The organism is Brevundimonas sp. FG8, from assembly GCF_057808845.1.
In genome coordinates this window covers 281223-295598 of sequence record NZ_JBMDIU010000002.1, presented here as the reverse complement: position 1 = coordinate 295598, position 14376 = coordinate 281223, and the positions used below count along the sequence as shown (strand labels likewise).

Sequence of the window (14376 nt, the reverse complement as noted above, 5' to 3'; positions counted from 1 at the left end):
GACCCCTTAATGGAGCCGTTCGGGCGTCGGTGAAAGGGCGCGGCGCGGGGAGACCCACTCCGGCGACAGGACTGTCCCCACGATTTCGGCGACGGCGGCGCGGGCGGGCTCCAGTCCCCGGCCTGTCTCGACCACGAAGTCGGCGCGGGCGCGCTTCTCCGCATCGGGCAGCTGGCGGGCCAGAATGGCCTCGAACCGTTCGCGGGTCATGCCGGGCCGGGCCAGAACCCGTTCCGCCTGCACCTGCGGCGGAGCGCTGACCACCACCACCGCATCGACGGCGGCGTCGCCACCGGTCTCGAACAGCAGGGGAATATCCAGCACGGCGAGTTTCACGCCCCGCGCCTCGGCCGCCGCCAGATCGGCCAGGCGACCGCAGGCCACCAGCGGATGGACAATGGCCTCAAGCCGTCTGAACGCCTGATCGTCGCGGCCCAGAACCTCGGCCAGCCGGGTGCGATCAACGGCGCCGTCCACGACCACGCCGGGGAAGGCCTCGCCGATCGGCTCGACCGCCGCGCCGCCGGGCGCATAGAGCTGATGCACCGCCTCGTCGGCGTTCCAGATCAGGGCGCCGTGGTCGGCGAACATGGCGGTGGTGGTCGACTTGCCCATGCCGATTGAGCCGGTGAGGCCAAGCAGGATCATGCGACCTCTCCCAGACGGCGCAGGACGGCGGTGCGGACATCCACCGACGGCGCGGGGACGCCGAACAGGGCCTCGAAGGACGGACGGGCCTGACCGATCAGCATGGCCAGACCGTCCACCGCAGTCAGGCCCCGCGCCCGACCCGCGGCGAGGAAGGGGGTGATCAGCGGCTTGTAGGTCATGTCCAGCAGGACGGCGTCGGCGCGCAGGGCGGCGATGTCGATCTCCGGCCGCACGCTGAGGGCGTTGACGATCAGGGCGGCGTCCTTGACGGCATGGTCTTCGGCGACGGCACATCCCAGATCCGCGGACAGGGCCTCGGCGCGGGCGCGGGTGCGGTTCAGGACCGAGACCTCGGCCCCGGCATCGCGCAAGGCGGCGACCGCGGCGCGAGCCGCACCACCGGCGCCCAGCACCACGACGGGCGCGCCCGCGGGATCAAAAGCCGGAGCCTGCTCCGCCAGCGCCGTCATCAGGCCGAAGCCGTCGGTGCTGTCCGCGGACAGGCGACCGTCATTGAAGACCAGCAGGTTGGCCGAGCCGCAGGCGCGGGCCATGGCGCTGACCTCATCGGCCAGGGCGAGGGCGCGTTCCTTGAACGGCGCGGTGACGTTCAGTCCACGCAGGGCGCCCGAGCGCACCCCGGCGATCAGGGCGTCGAACCCGGCCTCATCTGCCGGACCGAAGGGTTCATAAGTGGCGTTCAGCCCGGCGGCCTCGATCCACAGTCCGTGGATCAGCGGACTGAGCGAATGACTGATCGGCTGGCCGGCGACCCCGGAGTGGATCGTCATACGAGCAGCACTCCGGCCCGGCGCAGCTCCGCCAGCACCGGCCACAACGGCATGCCCAGAACGGTGAAGTAGTCGCCATCGATACGGTCGAACAGCTGCGAGCCCATGCCCTCCAGCTTGTAGGAGCCCACGCTGGTCAGCAGCCCCTCGCCCTCACGCGCCAGATAGGCGTCCAGGAAGGCGTCGGAGAAGTTCCGCACCTGCATGGCTGCGGTGTCGACGCCGGACCAGACGATCTGGCCGTTGCGGGCCAGCGCGGCGCCGGAATGCAGATGGTGAGCTTTTCCACGCATGGCCGACAGACGGGCGCGGGCGTCCTCCAGACTTTTCGCCTTGGAGATCAGGCCCCCGTCGAAGGCCAGGGTCTGGTCGGCGCCCAGCACCCAGGCGTCGGCGTCGTGGCGCGAGACGGCCAGCGCCTTCACCCGGGCCAGTTCGACGGCGAGACCGGCGGGGTCCGCCGGATCGTGCACAGCCTTGACCGCATCCTCGTCCACATCGGCGACCTGAACGGTGAAGGGCACGCCGGCGTTGTCCAGCATGGCGCGGCGGGCGGCGCTCTTTGACGCCAGGATCAGACGCTCGCCTACCATGACGCAGCCGCCCGTTTGGTACGGCGCTCATTCAGGACGTTGATGATGGCGGCGGCGGTCTCCTCGACCGAGCGGCGGGTGACGTCGATCACCGGCCAGCCCCGACGCTCGAACGCCCGGCGCGCCTTGACCGTCTCCTCGCGCACGGAGTCGTGGTCGATATAGGTCGAGGCATGGCTGGCGTTGAGACCATCCAGCCGATTGCGGCGGATCTGGACCAGACGGTCCGGCGAAACCGTCAGACCGATGACCAGCGGATGCTTGAGCTGTGTCAGGCGCTCACCGTCTTCCTGTCCGGGGACCAAGGGGACATTGGCGGCCCGGATGCCGCGGTGGGCCAGATAGATGCAGGTCGGGGTCTTGGAGGTGCGGCTGACCCCGCACAGGATGACGTCGGCGGTCTCCAGCTGCTCCGTCGTGCCCTGCCCATCGTCATGGGCCATGGCGAAGTCCAGCGCCGCGATCCGGTCAAAATACTCATTGCTCAGCGCATGCTGGGCGCCGACGCGGGGGGCCAGGGCCGCGCCCAAGTAGCGGGACAGCACCGTCTCAAGCGGGTCCAGCGCCGCGATCTGGGGCATGTCCAGCCTGCGGCAGCCTTCTTCCAGCTGTTCGCGCAGCTCCCGATCCACAAGGGTGTGCAGGACAACCCCGGGGGCGGCGGCGATCTCGTCCAGAACCCGCTCCATCTGCCGGTCCGAACGGACCAGGGCGTAGATGTGCTCGATGGGAATGACCCCGTCGAAACGGGCCACCACGGCCTTGGCCATGGCGTTTAGCGTCTCGCCGGTCGAATCCGAGACCAGATGGACATGGAAATAGGTGGCGAGTTTCGACGCGCCGGCGGGACGCGCGGGGCTCATCGCGTGGTCCCCCGACGCCGCAGACTCATCGGGATAAACGGTCCGTTCAACGGGGACTCCTGTGGAAAGGACGGGGCGCCGTTCGGTTCATGACCGGGCGCCGATCTCTATAGCCGTCCCCGTTCCCGGTCGCGAGCGGGATGAAGGTGGACGGGAGGGTCCGTCTTCAGCCCGTTCATCCACCGGCCGGCGGTTCCGGGCGGAGGGCTTGTGGAGGAACCGGGCTCGACGAAACCGGCGCCCAGGCGGCCACCCGGCGCAAACCCCCGAAAACGCCCGCTGTTAAGGTCTTGTTAATGGTTATCCCCGGTATCGACAGGCGCCACCAGGCCTGTCGATCGCCCTGTGACTGAATCCGCACAAGCCGTCCGTCCGCAGCCTTTTCGACCGACTTGTCCCCGCCATCCCCGGCCCAACCCACTTCCTTCCACCCTTTTCAAATTTGAATGTTTGGGAAGGGAAAGGGTGCGACACGGGGCCGGGCTTGAGCCTGTCCCCCCGCCCCGGTAAGCCGACGATCAAATGACGATCTCGAATGACACTCCCCTGTTCCTGAAAGCCCTGGCCGGGGAGACGACCGCTCGTCCTCCGGTATGGTTCATGCGTCAGGCCGGGCGCTACCTGCCGGAATACCGGGCGCTGCGGGCGACCACGCCGGGCTTTATCGAGTTTTGTCACGATCCTGAGAAAGCTGCCGAGGCGACGCTTCAGCCGATGCGCCGGTTCGGCTTTGATGCGGCCATCGTGTTCGCCGACATCCTGCTGATTCCCCGGGCTTTGGGTCAGGACGTCTGGTTCGAGGCCGGGGAAGGTCCCCGACTGGGCGAGATGCCGTCGGTCGAGGCCATGCGGGACAAGGCGGAAGGCGCCGGTGAGGCCCTGTCGTCCATCGGTCAGACCCTGAGCCTGGTTCGGGAACAGCTGGATCCGTCCAAGGCGCTGATCGGCTTCGCGGGCGCACCCTGGACGGTGGCGACCTATATGCTGGACGGCGTGGCGCGGACCATCGGCAAGGGCGAGCGGGCGCAGGCCCGGACCTACGCCTATGCGGAGCCGGAGAAGGTGGCGGCGGTTCTGGACGTGCTGGTCGAGGCCACCGCCCACTATCTGAAGATGCAGGCCGACGCCGGGGCCCAGACCTTGAAAATCTTCGAGAGCTGGGCCGAGGGTCTGCCCGACGATCTGTTCGAGAGCCTTGTCCTGCAGCCGCATATCAAGCTGGTGAAGCGGGTGCGCGAACTTGGCGTCACCGTTCCCCTGATCGGCTTCCCGAGAGGCTCGGCGGCGCTGGCCGAACGCTATGCGCGCGAGGTCGAGGTTCAGGCCGTGGCCCTGGACACCGCCTGTCCCCTGCCGGTCGGTCAGGCGGTGCAGAAGATCAGGACCATCCAGGGGGCGCTCGATCCCCTGCTTCTGCGCACGGGCGGCCCGCTTCTGGATCGCCGCGTGGACCAACTGCGCGAGGCCTGGGGTCAGGGGCCGTGGATCTTCAATCTGGGCCACGGGATCATGCCGGATGTGCCGGTCGCCCATGTCGAGCAGGTGCTGAAACGGATCGGTGCGCAATGAGTGATCTGAAAGGCCGTCGTATCGCCGTCGTCCTGTTCAATCTGGGCGGGCCGGACGATCAGGCTTCGGTGAAACCCTTCCTGTTCAACCTGTTCAATGATCCGGCGATCATCGGCCTGCCGGGCCTGTTCCGGACACCGCTGGCGAAGCTGATCTCCAGCCGTCGTGAGACCAGCGCCCAGGCCAACTACGCCCTGATGGGCGGAGGATCGCCCCTGCTGCCAGGGACCCGGAAGCAGGCGGATGCTCTGGAATCCGTGCTCGGCGCGCGCCTGCCGGGGGATGAGGTGAAGACCTTCATCGCCATGCGGTACTGGCATCCGCTGACCGAAGAGACCGCTGCTGACGTCGCCGCCTTCGGGCCGGATGAGATCGTGCTTCTGCCGCTCTATCCGCAGTTCTCGACCACCACGACCGAAAGCTCGCTGAAGCGCTGGAACGAGGTCTATGCCGGATCGGGCGTCACCCGCACCGTCTGCTGCTGGCCGGAGGCGCCGGGCTGGGTCACGGCGCAGGCGGACCTGATCCGGGGCAAGCTGGCCGAGGCCGGAGGAAAGCCGGTACGGGTCCTGTTCTCGGCCCACGGCATCCCCGAGGTGCTGGTCGAGAAGAAGGGCGATCCTTATCAGGAGCAGGTCGAAAGCACTTGCGCCGCCGTGGCCGCCGTGGCGGGTCTGACCGACTGGGCCCTCTGCTACCAGAGCCGGGTCGGACCGATGAAATGGCTGGGACCATCGACGCCCGAGGCGTTGGAACAGGCGGCCAAGGATAGCGTGGGCGCGGTGGTGGTTCCCATCGCCTTCGTTTCCGAACACGTCGAGACTCTCGTTGAGCTCGATATCGAGTACGGCGAGCTGGCGCATACGCTCGGCGTCGCGCCCTATCTGCGGGTTCCGGCGGTCGGGGTGACGGCGGCCTTCATCAATGAACTGGCCGAGGCGGCCGTCGGGGCGCTTGCGCGAACCGGTGTCGCGCCGCACGGTCCCGGTTGTCGCGCGGACTGGAAGGCCTGCCCGCGCACCTGCGAGCGGAGAGCGGCGTGAACACCTATGACGTGGTCCGTGGCCTGCACATCCTGGCGGTGATCGCCTGGATGGCCGGCATGCTCTTCCTGCCGCGCCTGTTCGCCTATGACGCCGAACAGAACGCCAAGGCCGAGCCGCTGAAATCCGAGATGCAGGCGTTGCTGCGGACATGGCAGACCCGCCTGCTGCGCATCATCATCAACCCGGCCATGATCCTGGCCTTCATCTTCGGCGCCTGGCTGTTCTGGCTGCGCAGCGGTGAGGGGGCGGACTGGAGCTTTGCGCATCAGCCGTGGATGGTGACCAAGCTGGTCGGCGTCTTCCTGCTGGCCGGCTGGCACGGCTTTCTGGCCGGGCAGCGCAAAAAGATCGCCGCCGGGACCTCGAAATACTCGGGCAAGTTCTGGCGCATGACCAACGAAATCCCCTTCGTCCTGGCCATCATCATGGTGCTGTCGGTGACGACGGAGTGGACGCTGGGGTAGGTAGCCTCAACGCGGAGCGGCGACGTTCCATTCGTCTCGCACGTCATCTGCGTAGTCCGGCGCCCAGTTGAGCACGCGGTCGGAGCCGAGGTTGAAGACGATGCCTCGGCCTCTCGTCAGGCGCATCATCTCCCTGCCCTTGAGCGTCAGGGGCGGGCCGAGATGGGCCATATGCTCATCGTAAGAGGCCTTGGACAGATAGGCGGGCACGGATGATGCCTGCTGGCTTCCCGGTACCGGGAACGGGACCATGTAGATGTTGATGATCTCGCCAACCCGGTCAGCCCTCACATAGACCTCTGCGTCTGCGACATAATCCTTGAACGCTATGGCATCACGACCGCTGACATCTGTTGCAATGGCGGCGGCTTCCAGAAGCCTTGTCGAGGGATCGGCGTTGCATCCGCCCAGCAGCAGCGCGGAGGCCAGACAGATCGGGACGAGGGACAAGCGAGGGGACATTGGATCAGGCTATCGTGCGCCAAGGCCAAGGTACAACGTCCTCATCACTACCTGTCCCGCTTGACCTGACCCCCGGAAGCGTGGTTTCGCTGGATGCGAACCGGTCCTGGCCCTCTGCCGGACGGTCCCTCTCTCCTCGCGATGCCTGCCGGATCGACCCTGCGGGATCCCATCGCACCTCCTGCCGGCCGCAAGGCCAACATCGCCAGCCCGACCCGACCTCGCGCCGCGAGCGTGCGGGCCTGCACGCCAAGAAGACAAAGACCCATGACCGACGTCCGCGACACCGATCCGACCGCGCCCGAGACCGAAACCCTCGACGAAGCCTCCAACGAAGTCTCCGCCGCCGACCTGCCGATGGTCGATCAGGAGGCTGACGAGGACGAGGACGGTGAGCCGATCGTTCCGAACGGCCGCATCACCCTGGCCGAGCTGAACGCCAAGACGCCGGAAGATCTGGTCGCCTTCGCCGAGGGGCTTGAGGTCGAGAACGCCTCGAACCTGCGCAAGCAGGACCTGCTGTTCGCCATCCTCAAGGCCCTGGCCGAGGAAGAAGTCGAGATCATCGCCGACGGCGTGCTGGAAATCCTGCCGGACGGCTTCGGCTTCCTGCGCAGCCCGGACGCCAACTACCTTCCGGGTCCGGACGATATCTATGTTTCCCCCTCGCAGATCCGCCGCTTCGGCCTGCGCTCGGGCGACACCATCCACGGCGCCGTCCGCGGTCCGCGCGAGGGTGAGCGTTATTTCGCCCTGCTGAAGGTCGACACGATCAATCTGGAAGACCCGGAACTGGTCAAGACCAAGGTCCTGTTCGACAACCTGACCCCGCTCTATCCCGAAGAGCGGATTCACATGGAGATCCAGGATCCGACGCTGAAAGACCGTTCGGGCCGGGTGATCGACATCGTCGCCCCGCTGGGCAAGGGCCAGCGCTGCCTGATCGTCGCCCCGCCGCGCGTCGGCAAGACGGTCATGCTGCAGAACATCGCCAAGTCGATCGAGCGCAACCACCCGGAAGTCTTCCTGATCGTCCTGCTGATCGACGAACGCCCGGAAGAAGTGACGGACATGCAGCGCACCGTGAAGGGCGAGGTCATCGCCTCGACCTTCGACGAGCCGGCCACCCGCCACGTCGCCGTCGCCGAAATGGTGATCGAAAAGGCCAAGCGTCTGGTCGAGCACAAGAAGGACGTCGTGATCCTGCTGGACTCGATCACCCGTCTGGGCCGCGCCTACAACGCCACCGTCCCGTCGTCGGGCAAGGTGCTGACCGGCGGTGTCGACGCCAACGCCCTGCAGCGGCCCAAGCGCTTCTTCGGCGCCGCGCGGAACGTGGAGCAGGGGGGCTCGCTGACCATCATCGCCACCGCCCTGATCGACACCGGTTCGCGCATGGACGAGGTGATCTTCGAAGAGTTCAAGGGCACCGGTAACTCGGAAATCGTGCTGGACCGCAAGGTCGCCGACAAGCGCATTTTCCCGGCCATCGACGTGCTCAAGTCGGGCACTCGCAAGGAAGACCTCATCACGCCGAAGGATCAGCTGGCCAAGACCTATGTCCTGCGCCGCATCCTCAATCCGATGGGGCCGCAGGACGCGATCGAATTCTTGCTCGACAAGCTGCGCCAGTCCAAGAACAACAGCGACTTCTTCCAGTCGATGAATACCTGATCCGCAGCCGCGGCACGGAAATGCGAAGGGCCGCTCCGGATGGGGCGGCCCTTTTTCTTTGCGGGTGATCAGGGGATCAGCAATGTCGATCCCGTCGTCTTCCGCCCGGCCAGCGCCTCGTGCGCTTCCCGCACATTCGCCAGCGGGAAGGTCTGGCCGATTTCGACCTTCACCGCGCCGGAGCGGATGACGGCGAACAGGGCGGCGGCGCTGGCGTCCAATTCATCGACGGTGGCGACATAGTCGAACAGGGTCGGGCGGGTAACGTAAAGCGAACCGCCGCGCGACAGACGGAGCGGATCGAACGGCGGCACCGGGCCGGACGCATTGCCGAACAAGACCAGGGTCCCGCGCCGCTTGAGGCTGGCCAGCGACGCCTCGAAGGTGTCCTTGCCGACCGAGTCATAGGCGACGGCGACGCCCCGGCCTTTGGTGATGTCCTTCACGCGGGCGGCGACGTCCTCGCGGTCATAGAGGATGACGTGGTCGCTGCCGTGGGCCTTGGCCAACTCGGCCTTGGCCTCGGACCCGACAGTCCCGATCACCGTGGCGCCCAGCGACTTCGCCCATTGGCCAAGGATCAGGCCGACCCCCCCGGCGGCGGCGTGGAGCAAGATCTCGTCGCCCTGTTTCACGTGAAACGCGCGGTTGACCAGAAACTCGGCGGTCATGCCCTTCAGCATGACGGCGGCAGCCACCTCCAGGCTGATGTCGTCCGGGACGGCGACGGCAGCGGTTTCAGGCATCAGGTGGAATTGGCTGTAGGCGCCGACCGGGGCGGTGGCGGTGGCGACGCGGTCGCCGACCTTGAAGCGCGTGACGCCCTCGCCGACCGCCTCGACCACGCCGGCGGATTCCTTGCCGAGGCCCGACGGGAGGGGAAGGGGGTAGAGGCCGGTGCGTTGATAGATGTCGATGAAGTTCAGACCGATCGCGACATTCCGGATCAGGACTTCACCGGAACCGGGTGAGGGCGCCGGAACCTCGACCAGATCCAGAACCTCGGCCCCGCCGTGATGATCGAAGCGGACGGCGGACTGGGTCTTGGCCGAGGTCGGGGGGAGGGACATGCTCGGGTTCCTTTGGCAGGCCGGATTGGTCTAGGACTGTCCCTGACAGATTGGAGCGATCCCATGAAAATCAACGTCGAGATCGACTGTACCCCCGCGGAGGCGCGGGCCTTCCTCGGCCTGCCGGATGTGACCCCGTTGAACGACGCCATGGTCGCCGAGATGCAGAAGCGGATGGAGGCCAATGTCGCCGCCATGCAGCCCGAGGAACTGATGAAGACCTGGACCAGCTTCGGCCTTCAGGCCCAGGACCAGTTCCGCCGCCTGATGGAAGGGGCGATCAAGTCGTGATCCGGATTGTCCTCCCCGCGTCGCGGGGAGGGGGACCGCGCAGCGGTGGAGAGGCTCTGTCCGTTCTCGCCACTGCCGACCCCTCCGTCACGGCGCAGATGCGCCGCGCCACCTCCCCGCAGAGCGGGGAGGTGGGACTGACGCCATGACCGACACCATCTTCGCCCTCGCCACCCCGCCCGGCCGGGGGGCGATCGCCATTGTGCGGTTGAGCGGCCCGGGCACGGATGCGGCTCTCGCGGGTCTCGGCGCGCGCGGACTGAGGGCGCGGATGGCGTCGCTTCGGACCCTGAGCCATGAGGGCGGAGTCGTCGATCAGGCGCTGGTCCTGCGTTTTCCCGGACCGAACTCCTATACCGGCGAGGACTGCGCTGAGCTGCATCTGCACGGCGGACGGGCGGTGGTGGAGGCGGCGTCGAGGGCGCTGATGGCCCTGGGTCTGCGCCCCGCTGATCCGGGCGAGTTCACCCGCCGGGCGTTCGAGAACGGCCGTATGGATCTGGCCCAGGCCGAGGCCGTGGCCGACCTGATTGACGCCGAAACGACAGCGCAGGCGGCCCAGGCGCTGGGCCAGCTGGAGGGCGCGCTCGGCGCCGCCTATGCCGGTTTCCGCCGCGATCTTTTGAAGGCTTTGGCTTTGGTCGAGGCTGAAATCGACTTTCCGGATGAAGAGGTCCCGGACAATCTGGCGCGCACCGCCGGGCCGGTTCTGGACGGACTGATCACTGATCTGAAGGCCGCCCTGGCCGACGCCGGACGGGGCGAGCGGGTGCGTGAAGGCTATCGCATCGTTCTGATCGGCGAGACCAATGCAGGCAAGTCATCCTTGTTCAATGCGCTGGTGGCCCGGGAGGCGGCGATCGTGACCCCCATCGCCGGCACGACCCGCGATGTGCTGGATGCGGATCTGGTCATCGGCGGCTATGCGGTGACCCTGTCCGATACGGCGGGGCTCCGCGACAGTGATGATCCGGTCGAGGCCGAGGGCGTGCGCCGGGCGCGGGTTCGGGCGGAGCAGGCGGAACTGCGTCTGTGGGTCCGGGCGCCCGGAGACGCCGAGGGTGTCGCCGCCGACTATGCGAAGCCCGAGGACCTGTTGGTGCTGACCAAGGCCGACATCGACCGCGCCGCCCCGCCGCCTGATCGGGAGGCGCTGGTGGTCAGCACGACGACCGGGGAGGGGATGGCGGCCCTGCACGACTGGATCGCGGCTCGTCTGGCTCGAGACCTGTCCGGCGCGGACTTTCCGGCCGTCACCCGTGAACGCCACCGCCGTCGGCTGGAGGAGGCCCTGATCTCGGTCGAGGCCGGACGTCGGGCGCTCGATCTGGCGCCGGAGATGGCGGGAGACGACCTGCGACGAGCGGCCGAGTCGCTGGCTCGCGTGACCGGCGCCATCGGAGTGGAGGATATTCTGGGCGAGGTCTTTTCGACGTTCTGCATCGGGAAGTAGGCGGTGAGCGAGCGGTGCTGGTGAGCAGCGGGGTGAGCGGGGCATGGTGTTTCACGTGAAACAGCGGCTCACTTCCTTGCTCACCAGCACTCTTCACCCCCACGGCGCCGGTGGAATTTCGGCCCGGTTTAGACTATCTCCCGGCGATGAAATCCTTTGATGTCATTGTCATCGGCGGCGGGCACGCCGGGTGTGAGGCGGCGGCCGCGTCGGCGCGGACCGGCGCGCGCACCCTGTTGCTGACCCAGAAGCTCGAGACCATCGGCGAGATGTCCTGCAACCCGGCCATCGGCGGTCTGGGCAAGGGCCATCTGGTGCGCGAGATCGATGCCCTGGACGGCGTCATGGGTCGGCTGGGCGATGTGTCCGGCATCCAGTTCCGGCTGCTGAACCGCTCCAAGGGCGCCGCGGTGCAGGGCCCGCGCAGTCAGATCGACAGACGCCTGTACCGCGAGGCCATGCAGGCCGAGCTGGCGCAGACCCCGAACCTCGAGCTGATGGCCGGGACGGCCGAGGGTCTGATCATGGACGGCGACCGGGTGGTCGGCGTGCTCACTGAGAGTGATGAGCACCTGTCGGCGGGCGCGGTTGTGCTGACGACCGGCACCTTCCTGAACGGGGTCATTCACAAGGGCGATGAGCGCACGCCTGCCGGTCGCCATGGCGAGGCCCCCTCGACGGGTCTGGCCGCGGACCTCTATGGCGCGGGCCTGCAGATGGGGCGGCTGAAGACCGGCACGCCCGCGCGTCTCGATGGCCGGACCATCGCCTGGGATCGGCTGGAGCATCAGGCGGCGGATGAGCAGCCCGTGCCGTTCAGCTTCCTGACCGACCGGATCGACGTGCCCCAGATCACCTGTGGCGTGACGCACACCACGGAAGAGACGCACCGGATCATCGCCGAGAACCTGGGCGAGAGCGCGGTCTATGGCGGCCACCTGTCCGGCCGGGGTCCGCGCTATTGCCCGTCCATCGAGGACAAGGTGGTGCGGTTCGCCGACAAGACCTCGCACCAGATCTTCCTCGAGCCCGAGGGTCTGGATGATCCGACGATCTATCCAAACGGCATTTCGACCTCGGTGTCCGACGCGACCCAGCTGGCTTTCCTGCGGACCATCCCGGGTTTGGAGCAGGTCGAGGTGTTCCGCTTCGGCTATGCCATCGAATACGACTACGTTGATCCCCGTGAACTGAGCCCTGCTCTGGAAGTCAAGAAGCGGCCCGGCCTTTATCTGGCCGGCCAGATCAACGGCACGACCGGCTATGAGGAGGCGGGCGCTCAAGGGTTGATGGCGGGGCTGAACGCCGCGCGCGCGTCCGCCGGAAAGGCCCCGATCATTCTCGGTCGGGATCAGGCCTATATCGGCGTGATGATCGACGATCTGGTCACCAAGGGTGTGACCGAGCCCTACCGGATGTTCACCAGCCGGGCCGAGTACCGGCTGACCCTGCGCGCCGATAACGCAGATCAACGATTGACCCCACTGGGTGTCGAGGCGGGCGTCGTCGGTTCCAGCCGCGCGGAGTCTTTCGCGCTGAAGGCCGCTGAACTGGCGGCGGCGACCGCTGTTTCACGTGAAACGCTGTTTACGCCCAAGGAGGCGGGGGCGCTCGGAATCCGCGTCAACGCCGATGGTCAGCGTCGCTCGATCCGCGATCTGCTGTCCTTCCCCGGTGTGACGCTCGACACCTTCCTGCCGGTCTGTCCGCAGATCGCGGGCTGGTCGGCGCAGGTTCGCGAGCAGATCACCATCGACGCAGGCTATGCCGGTTATCTGGATCGTCAGGCGGCCGATGCCGAGGCCCTGCGTCGGGAAGAGGCGCTCGCCCTGCCGGTCGACCTCGACTATGCGGCTATCGGCAGCCTGTCGAACGAGGTGAAGGAGAAGCTGAGCCGCGTTCAGCCCCGCACCCTCGGACAGGCCGGGCGGATCGAGGGCATGACGCCCGGCGCCCTGACCGCCCTGTTGTCGCATGTGAAGAAGGCGCCACGGCCTTTGGAGGCTGATGCGTGAGTACCTATGATGCGGCCGCCTTCCAGGCGGAGTTCAACGCCACGCCGGCGCAGATGGGCGATCTGGAACGCTTTGTCGTTCGTCTGACTGAAGCCAATGCGGTGATGAACCTGATCGGGCCGGACACCCTGCCGGACGTCTGGAGCCGCCATTTCCGGGACTCGGCTCAGTTGCTGGATCTGGCCCCGGGCGCGAAAAGCTGGGCCGACCTCGGCGCGGGGGCGGGCTTCCCGGGCGTGGTTCTGGCCATCATGCTGAAGACCGACCCGAAGAGCCACGTCTGGCTGATCGATAGTCTCGGCAAGCGGTGCCGGTTCCTGCAGGAGGTGGTCGACGCCCTGTCCCTGCGGGCGACCGTCATCAACGGCCGCGCCGAGGACAATGTGGTTACCGTAAATGTCGTCACCGCGCGCGCGGTGGCGCCGATGGAGAAGCTGTTGGGCTATGCACAGCCTTATCTACAGCGCGGCGCCCAGGGATTGTTCCTGAAGGGCGAAAAGGCCGAGGTTGAGGTGGCGGAGGCTCGCAAGGTCTGGCAATTCAAAAGTGACCTCTCCGTCTCGCGCAGCGACCCGCGCGGCCGTATCGTATCTGTCCGGGGCATCAGCCGTGTCAAAAACTGGTAAGACCCGCGTCCTCGCCGTTTCGAACCAGAAGGGCGGGGTGGGAAAGACGACCACCGCGATCAACCTCGGCACCGCTCTGGCCGCCATCGGCGAGAAGGTGCTGATCGTCGACATGGACCCGCAGGGCAATGCCTCGACGGGTCTGGGTGTTCCACGTGAAACACGGCGAGTGACCATCTACGACGTGGTGGTAGACGGCCGCTCAGTCGATGACGCCGCCGTGCAGACGACCGTGCCCGGTCTCTTCATCATTCCGGCAGACGCCGACATGTCCGGCGTTGAAATCGAGCTGGGGCAGGCGGATCGCCGGTCCTTCCGCCTGCGTGACGCCCTGGCGGCGCAGGGCCGGGATGGCCAGACCCGGTATGACTATGTCCTGATCGACTGTCCGCCGTCGCTGAACCTGCTGACTTTGAACGCCATGGCCGCAGCCGACGCCGTTCTGGTGCCGCTGCAGTGCGAGTTCTTCGCGCTGGAGGGACTGACCCAGCTGATGAAGACCGTCGAAATGGTGCGCCAGAGCCTGAATCCGGCGCTGGAAATCCAGGGGCTGGTCCTGACCATGTATGACCGCCGCAGCGCCCTGTCGGGGCAGGTGGCCAACGATGTGCGCAATCACTTCGGCGACAAGGTCTATGACAGTGTCATTCCGCGCAATGTGCGCGTGGCCGAGGCCCCGTCGTTCGGCAAGCCAGCGCTGATCTACGACCTGAAATGCGCGGGCAGCCAGGCTTATCTGAAACTGGCGCGTGAGGTGGTGGCGCGCGAGCGCAAACGCCTGAAGCAGGCCGCCTGATCAATGATTAGA

Annotated in this window: 15 protein-coding genes; 9 read left to right on the top strand and 6 right to left on the bottom strand. The window is 66.9% G+C overall.

The genetic code is table 11. From position 1 onward, the window contains the following. Positions 1-6: 6 nt before the first annotated feature. From coaE to ACODRV_RS05005, 4 genes are read right to left on the bottom strand one after another with little or no spacing between them, the layout of a single operon-like run. Complete coding sequence (gene coaE / locus ACODRV_RS05020) at positions 7-648, bottom strand: dephospho-CoA kinase (protein ID WP_488907632.1); 642 nt, start codon at positions 646-648, stop codon at positions 7-9. Then, complete coding sequence (locus ACODRV_RS05015) at positions 645-1442, bottom strand: shikimate dehydrogenase family protein (protein WP_488907631.1); 798 nt, start codon at positions 1440-1442, stop codon at positions 645-647. Before ACODRV_RS05015 ends, coaE begins: the two co-directional genes overlap by 4 nt. Then, positions 1439-2035, bottom strand: coding sequence for a Maf family protein (locus ACODRV_RS05010; RefSeq protein ID WP_141625312.1), 597 nt, complete (start codon positions 2033-2035; stop codon positions 1439-1441). Before ACODRV_RS05010 ends, ACODRV_RS05015 begins: the two co-directional genes overlap by 4 nt. Continuing rightward, entirely contained in the window at positions 2029-2898 is an 870-nt protein-coding gene (locus ACODRV_RS05005; protein WP_141625311.1) for a pyruvate, water dikinase regulatory protein, read from the bottom strand. The genes ACODRV_RS05010 and ACODRV_RS05005 overlap by 7 nt, the downstream gene beginning before the upstream one ends. A 522-nt stretch (positions 2899-3420) precedes the next feature. Here ACODRV_RS05005 and hemE point away from each other — a divergent pair. From hemE to ACODRV_RS04990, 3 genes are read left to right on the top strand one after another with little or no spacing between them, the layout of a single operon-like run. Continuing rightward, positions 3421-4467, top strand: a complete 1047-nt coding sequence (hemE, locus tag ACODRV_RS05000; protein ID WP_488907630.1) for a uroporphyrinogen decarboxylase — start codon at positions 3421-3423, stop codon at positions 4465-4467. After that, positions 4464-5510 (top strand): ferrochelatase, encoded by a 1047-nt coding sequence (hemH, locus tag ACODRV_RS04995; protein ID WP_488907629.1) that lies wholly within the window; start codon positions 4464-4466, stop codon positions 5508-5510. The genes hemE and hemH overlap by 4 nt, the downstream gene beginning before the upstream one ends. Then, entirely contained in the window at positions 5507-5977 is a 471-nt protein-coding gene (locus tag ACODRV_RS04990) for a CopD family protein (protein WP_488907628.1), read from the top strand. The genes hemH and ACODRV_RS04990 overlap by 4 nt, the downstream gene beginning before the upstream one ends. Positions 5978-5983: 6 nt before the next feature. On the opposite strand, the gene ACODRV_RS04985 is transcribed toward ACODRV_RS04990, so the two are convergent. After that, positions 5984-6439: a hypothetical protein gene (locus ACODRV_RS04985; protein ID WP_488907627.1), complete on the bottom strand. Its 456-nt coding sequence runs from the start codon at positions 6437-6439 to the stop codon at positions 5984-5986. A gap of 267 nt (positions 6440-6706) precedes the next feature. Here ACODRV_RS04985 and rho point away from each other — a divergent pair, with 267 nt between their 5' ends. Further along, on the top strand, positions 6707-8113 hold the full coding sequence (gene rho / locus ACODRV_RS04980) for a transcription termination factor Rho (protein WP_488907626.1): 1407 nt from the start codon (positions 6707-6709) through the stop codon (positions 8111-8113). Positions 8114-8181: 68 nt separating this feature from the next. Here rho and ACODRV_RS04975 read toward each other — a convergent pair whose 3' ends face one another. Then, positions 8182-9183: a quinone oxidoreductase family protein gene (locus tag ACODRV_RS04975; protein ID WP_488907625.1), complete on the bottom strand. Its 1002-nt coding sequence runs from the start codon at positions 9181-9183 to the stop codon at positions 8182-8184. 63 nt (positions 9184-9246) lie between these two features. Here ACODRV_RS04975 and ACODRV_RS04970 point away from each other — a divergent pair, with 63 nt between their 5' ends. The 5 genes from ACODRV_RS04970 to ACODRV_RS04950 all read left to right on the top strand — a co-directional run bounded on the left by ACODRV_RS04970 (position 9247) and on the right by ACODRV_RS04950 (position 14364). After that, positions 9247-9474 carry a DUF6489 family protein gene (locus ACODRV_RS04970; protein ID WP_141625305.1) on the top strand — a complete coding sequence of 76 codons (228 nt, stop codon included), beginning with the start codon at positions 9247-9249 and terminating at the stop codon, positions 9472-9474. Positions 9475-9619: 145 nt separating this feature from the next. Beyond that, entirely contained in the window at positions 9620-10927 is a 1308-nt protein-coding gene (mnmE, locus tag ACODRV_RS04965) for a tRNA uridine-5-carboxymethylaminomethyl(34) synthesis GTPase MnmE (RefSeq protein WP_488907624.1), read from the top strand. A 146-nt stretch (positions 10928-11073) separates the two neighbouring features. Then, positions 11074-12942: a tRNA uridine-5-carboxymethylaminomethyl(34) synthesis enzyme MnmG gene (mnmG, locus tag ACODRV_RS04960; protein ID WP_488907623.1), complete on the top strand. Its 1869-nt coding sequence runs from the start codon at positions 11074-11076 to the stop codon at positions 12940-12942. Positions 12943-12995: 53 nt separating this feature from the next. Further along, complete coding sequence (gene rsmG, locus ACODRV_RS04955; RefSeq protein ID WP_141628163.1) at positions 12996-13568, top strand: 16S rRNA (guanine(527)-N(7))-methyltransferase RsmG; 573 nt, start codon at positions 12996-12998, stop codon at positions 13566-13568. Next, complete coding sequence (locus ACODRV_RS04950; RefSeq protein ID WP_141625302.1) at positions 13552-14364, top strand: ParA family protein; 813 nt, start codon at positions 13552-13554, stop codon at positions 14362-14364. The genes rsmG and ACODRV_RS04950 overlap by 17 nt, the downstream gene beginning before the upstream one ends. Positions 14365-14376: the final 12 nt, after the last annotated feature.

Bases quoted from the DNA above. Each gene is read 5' to 3' on its own strand.
- coaE (WP_488907632.1), bottom strand. From the start codon at position 648: ATGATCCTGCTTGGCCTCACCGGCTCAATCGGCATGGGCAAGTCGACC.
- ACODRV_RS05015 (WP_488907631.1), bottom strand. From the start codon at position 1,442: ATGACGATCCACTCCGGGGTCGCCGGCCAGCCGATCAGTCATTCGCTC.
- ACODRV_RS05010 (WP_141625312.1), bottom strand. From the start codon at position 2,035: ATGGTAGGCGAGCGTCTGATCCTGGCGTCAAAGAGCGCCGCCCGCCGC.
- ACODRV_RS05005 (WP_141625311.1), bottom strand. From the start codon at position 2,898: ATGAGCCCCGCGCGTCCCGCCGGCGCGTCGAAACTCGCCACCTATTTC.
- hemE (WP_488907630.1), top strand. From the start codon at position 3,421: ATGACGATCTCGAATGACACTCCCCTGTTCCTGAAAGCCCTGGCCGGG.
- hemH (WP_488907629.1), top strand. From the start codon at position 4,464: ATGAGTGATCTGAAAGGCCGTCGTATCGCCGTCGTCCTGTTCAATCTG.
- ACODRV_RS04985 (WP_488907627.1), bottom strand. From the start codon at position 6,439: ATGTCCCCTCGCTTGTCCCTCGTCCCGATCTGTCTGGCCTCCGCGCTG.
- rho (WP_488907626.1), top strand. From the start codon at position 6,707: ATGACCGACGTCCGCGACACCGATCCGACCGCGCCCGAGACCGAAACC.
- ACODRV_RS04975 (WP_488907625.1), bottom strand. From the start codon at position 9,183: ATGTCCCTCCCCCCGACCTCGGCCAAGACCCAGTCCGCCGTCCGCTTC.
- ACODRV_RS04970 (WP_141625305.1), top strand. From the start codon at position 9,247: ATGAAAATCAACGTCGAGATCGACTGTACCCCCGCGGAGGCGCGGGCC.
- mnmE (WP_488907624.1), top strand. From the start codon at position 9,620: ATGACCGACACCATCTTCGCCCTCGCCACCCCGCCCGGCCGGGGGGCG.
- mnmG (WP_488907623.1), top strand. From the start codon at position 11,074: ATGAAATCCTTTGATGTCATTGTCATCGGCGGCGGGCACGCCGGGTGT.
- rsmG (WP_141628163.1), top strand. From the start codon at position 12,996: ATGGGCGATCTGGAACGCTTTGTCGTTCGTCTGACTGAAGCCAATGCG.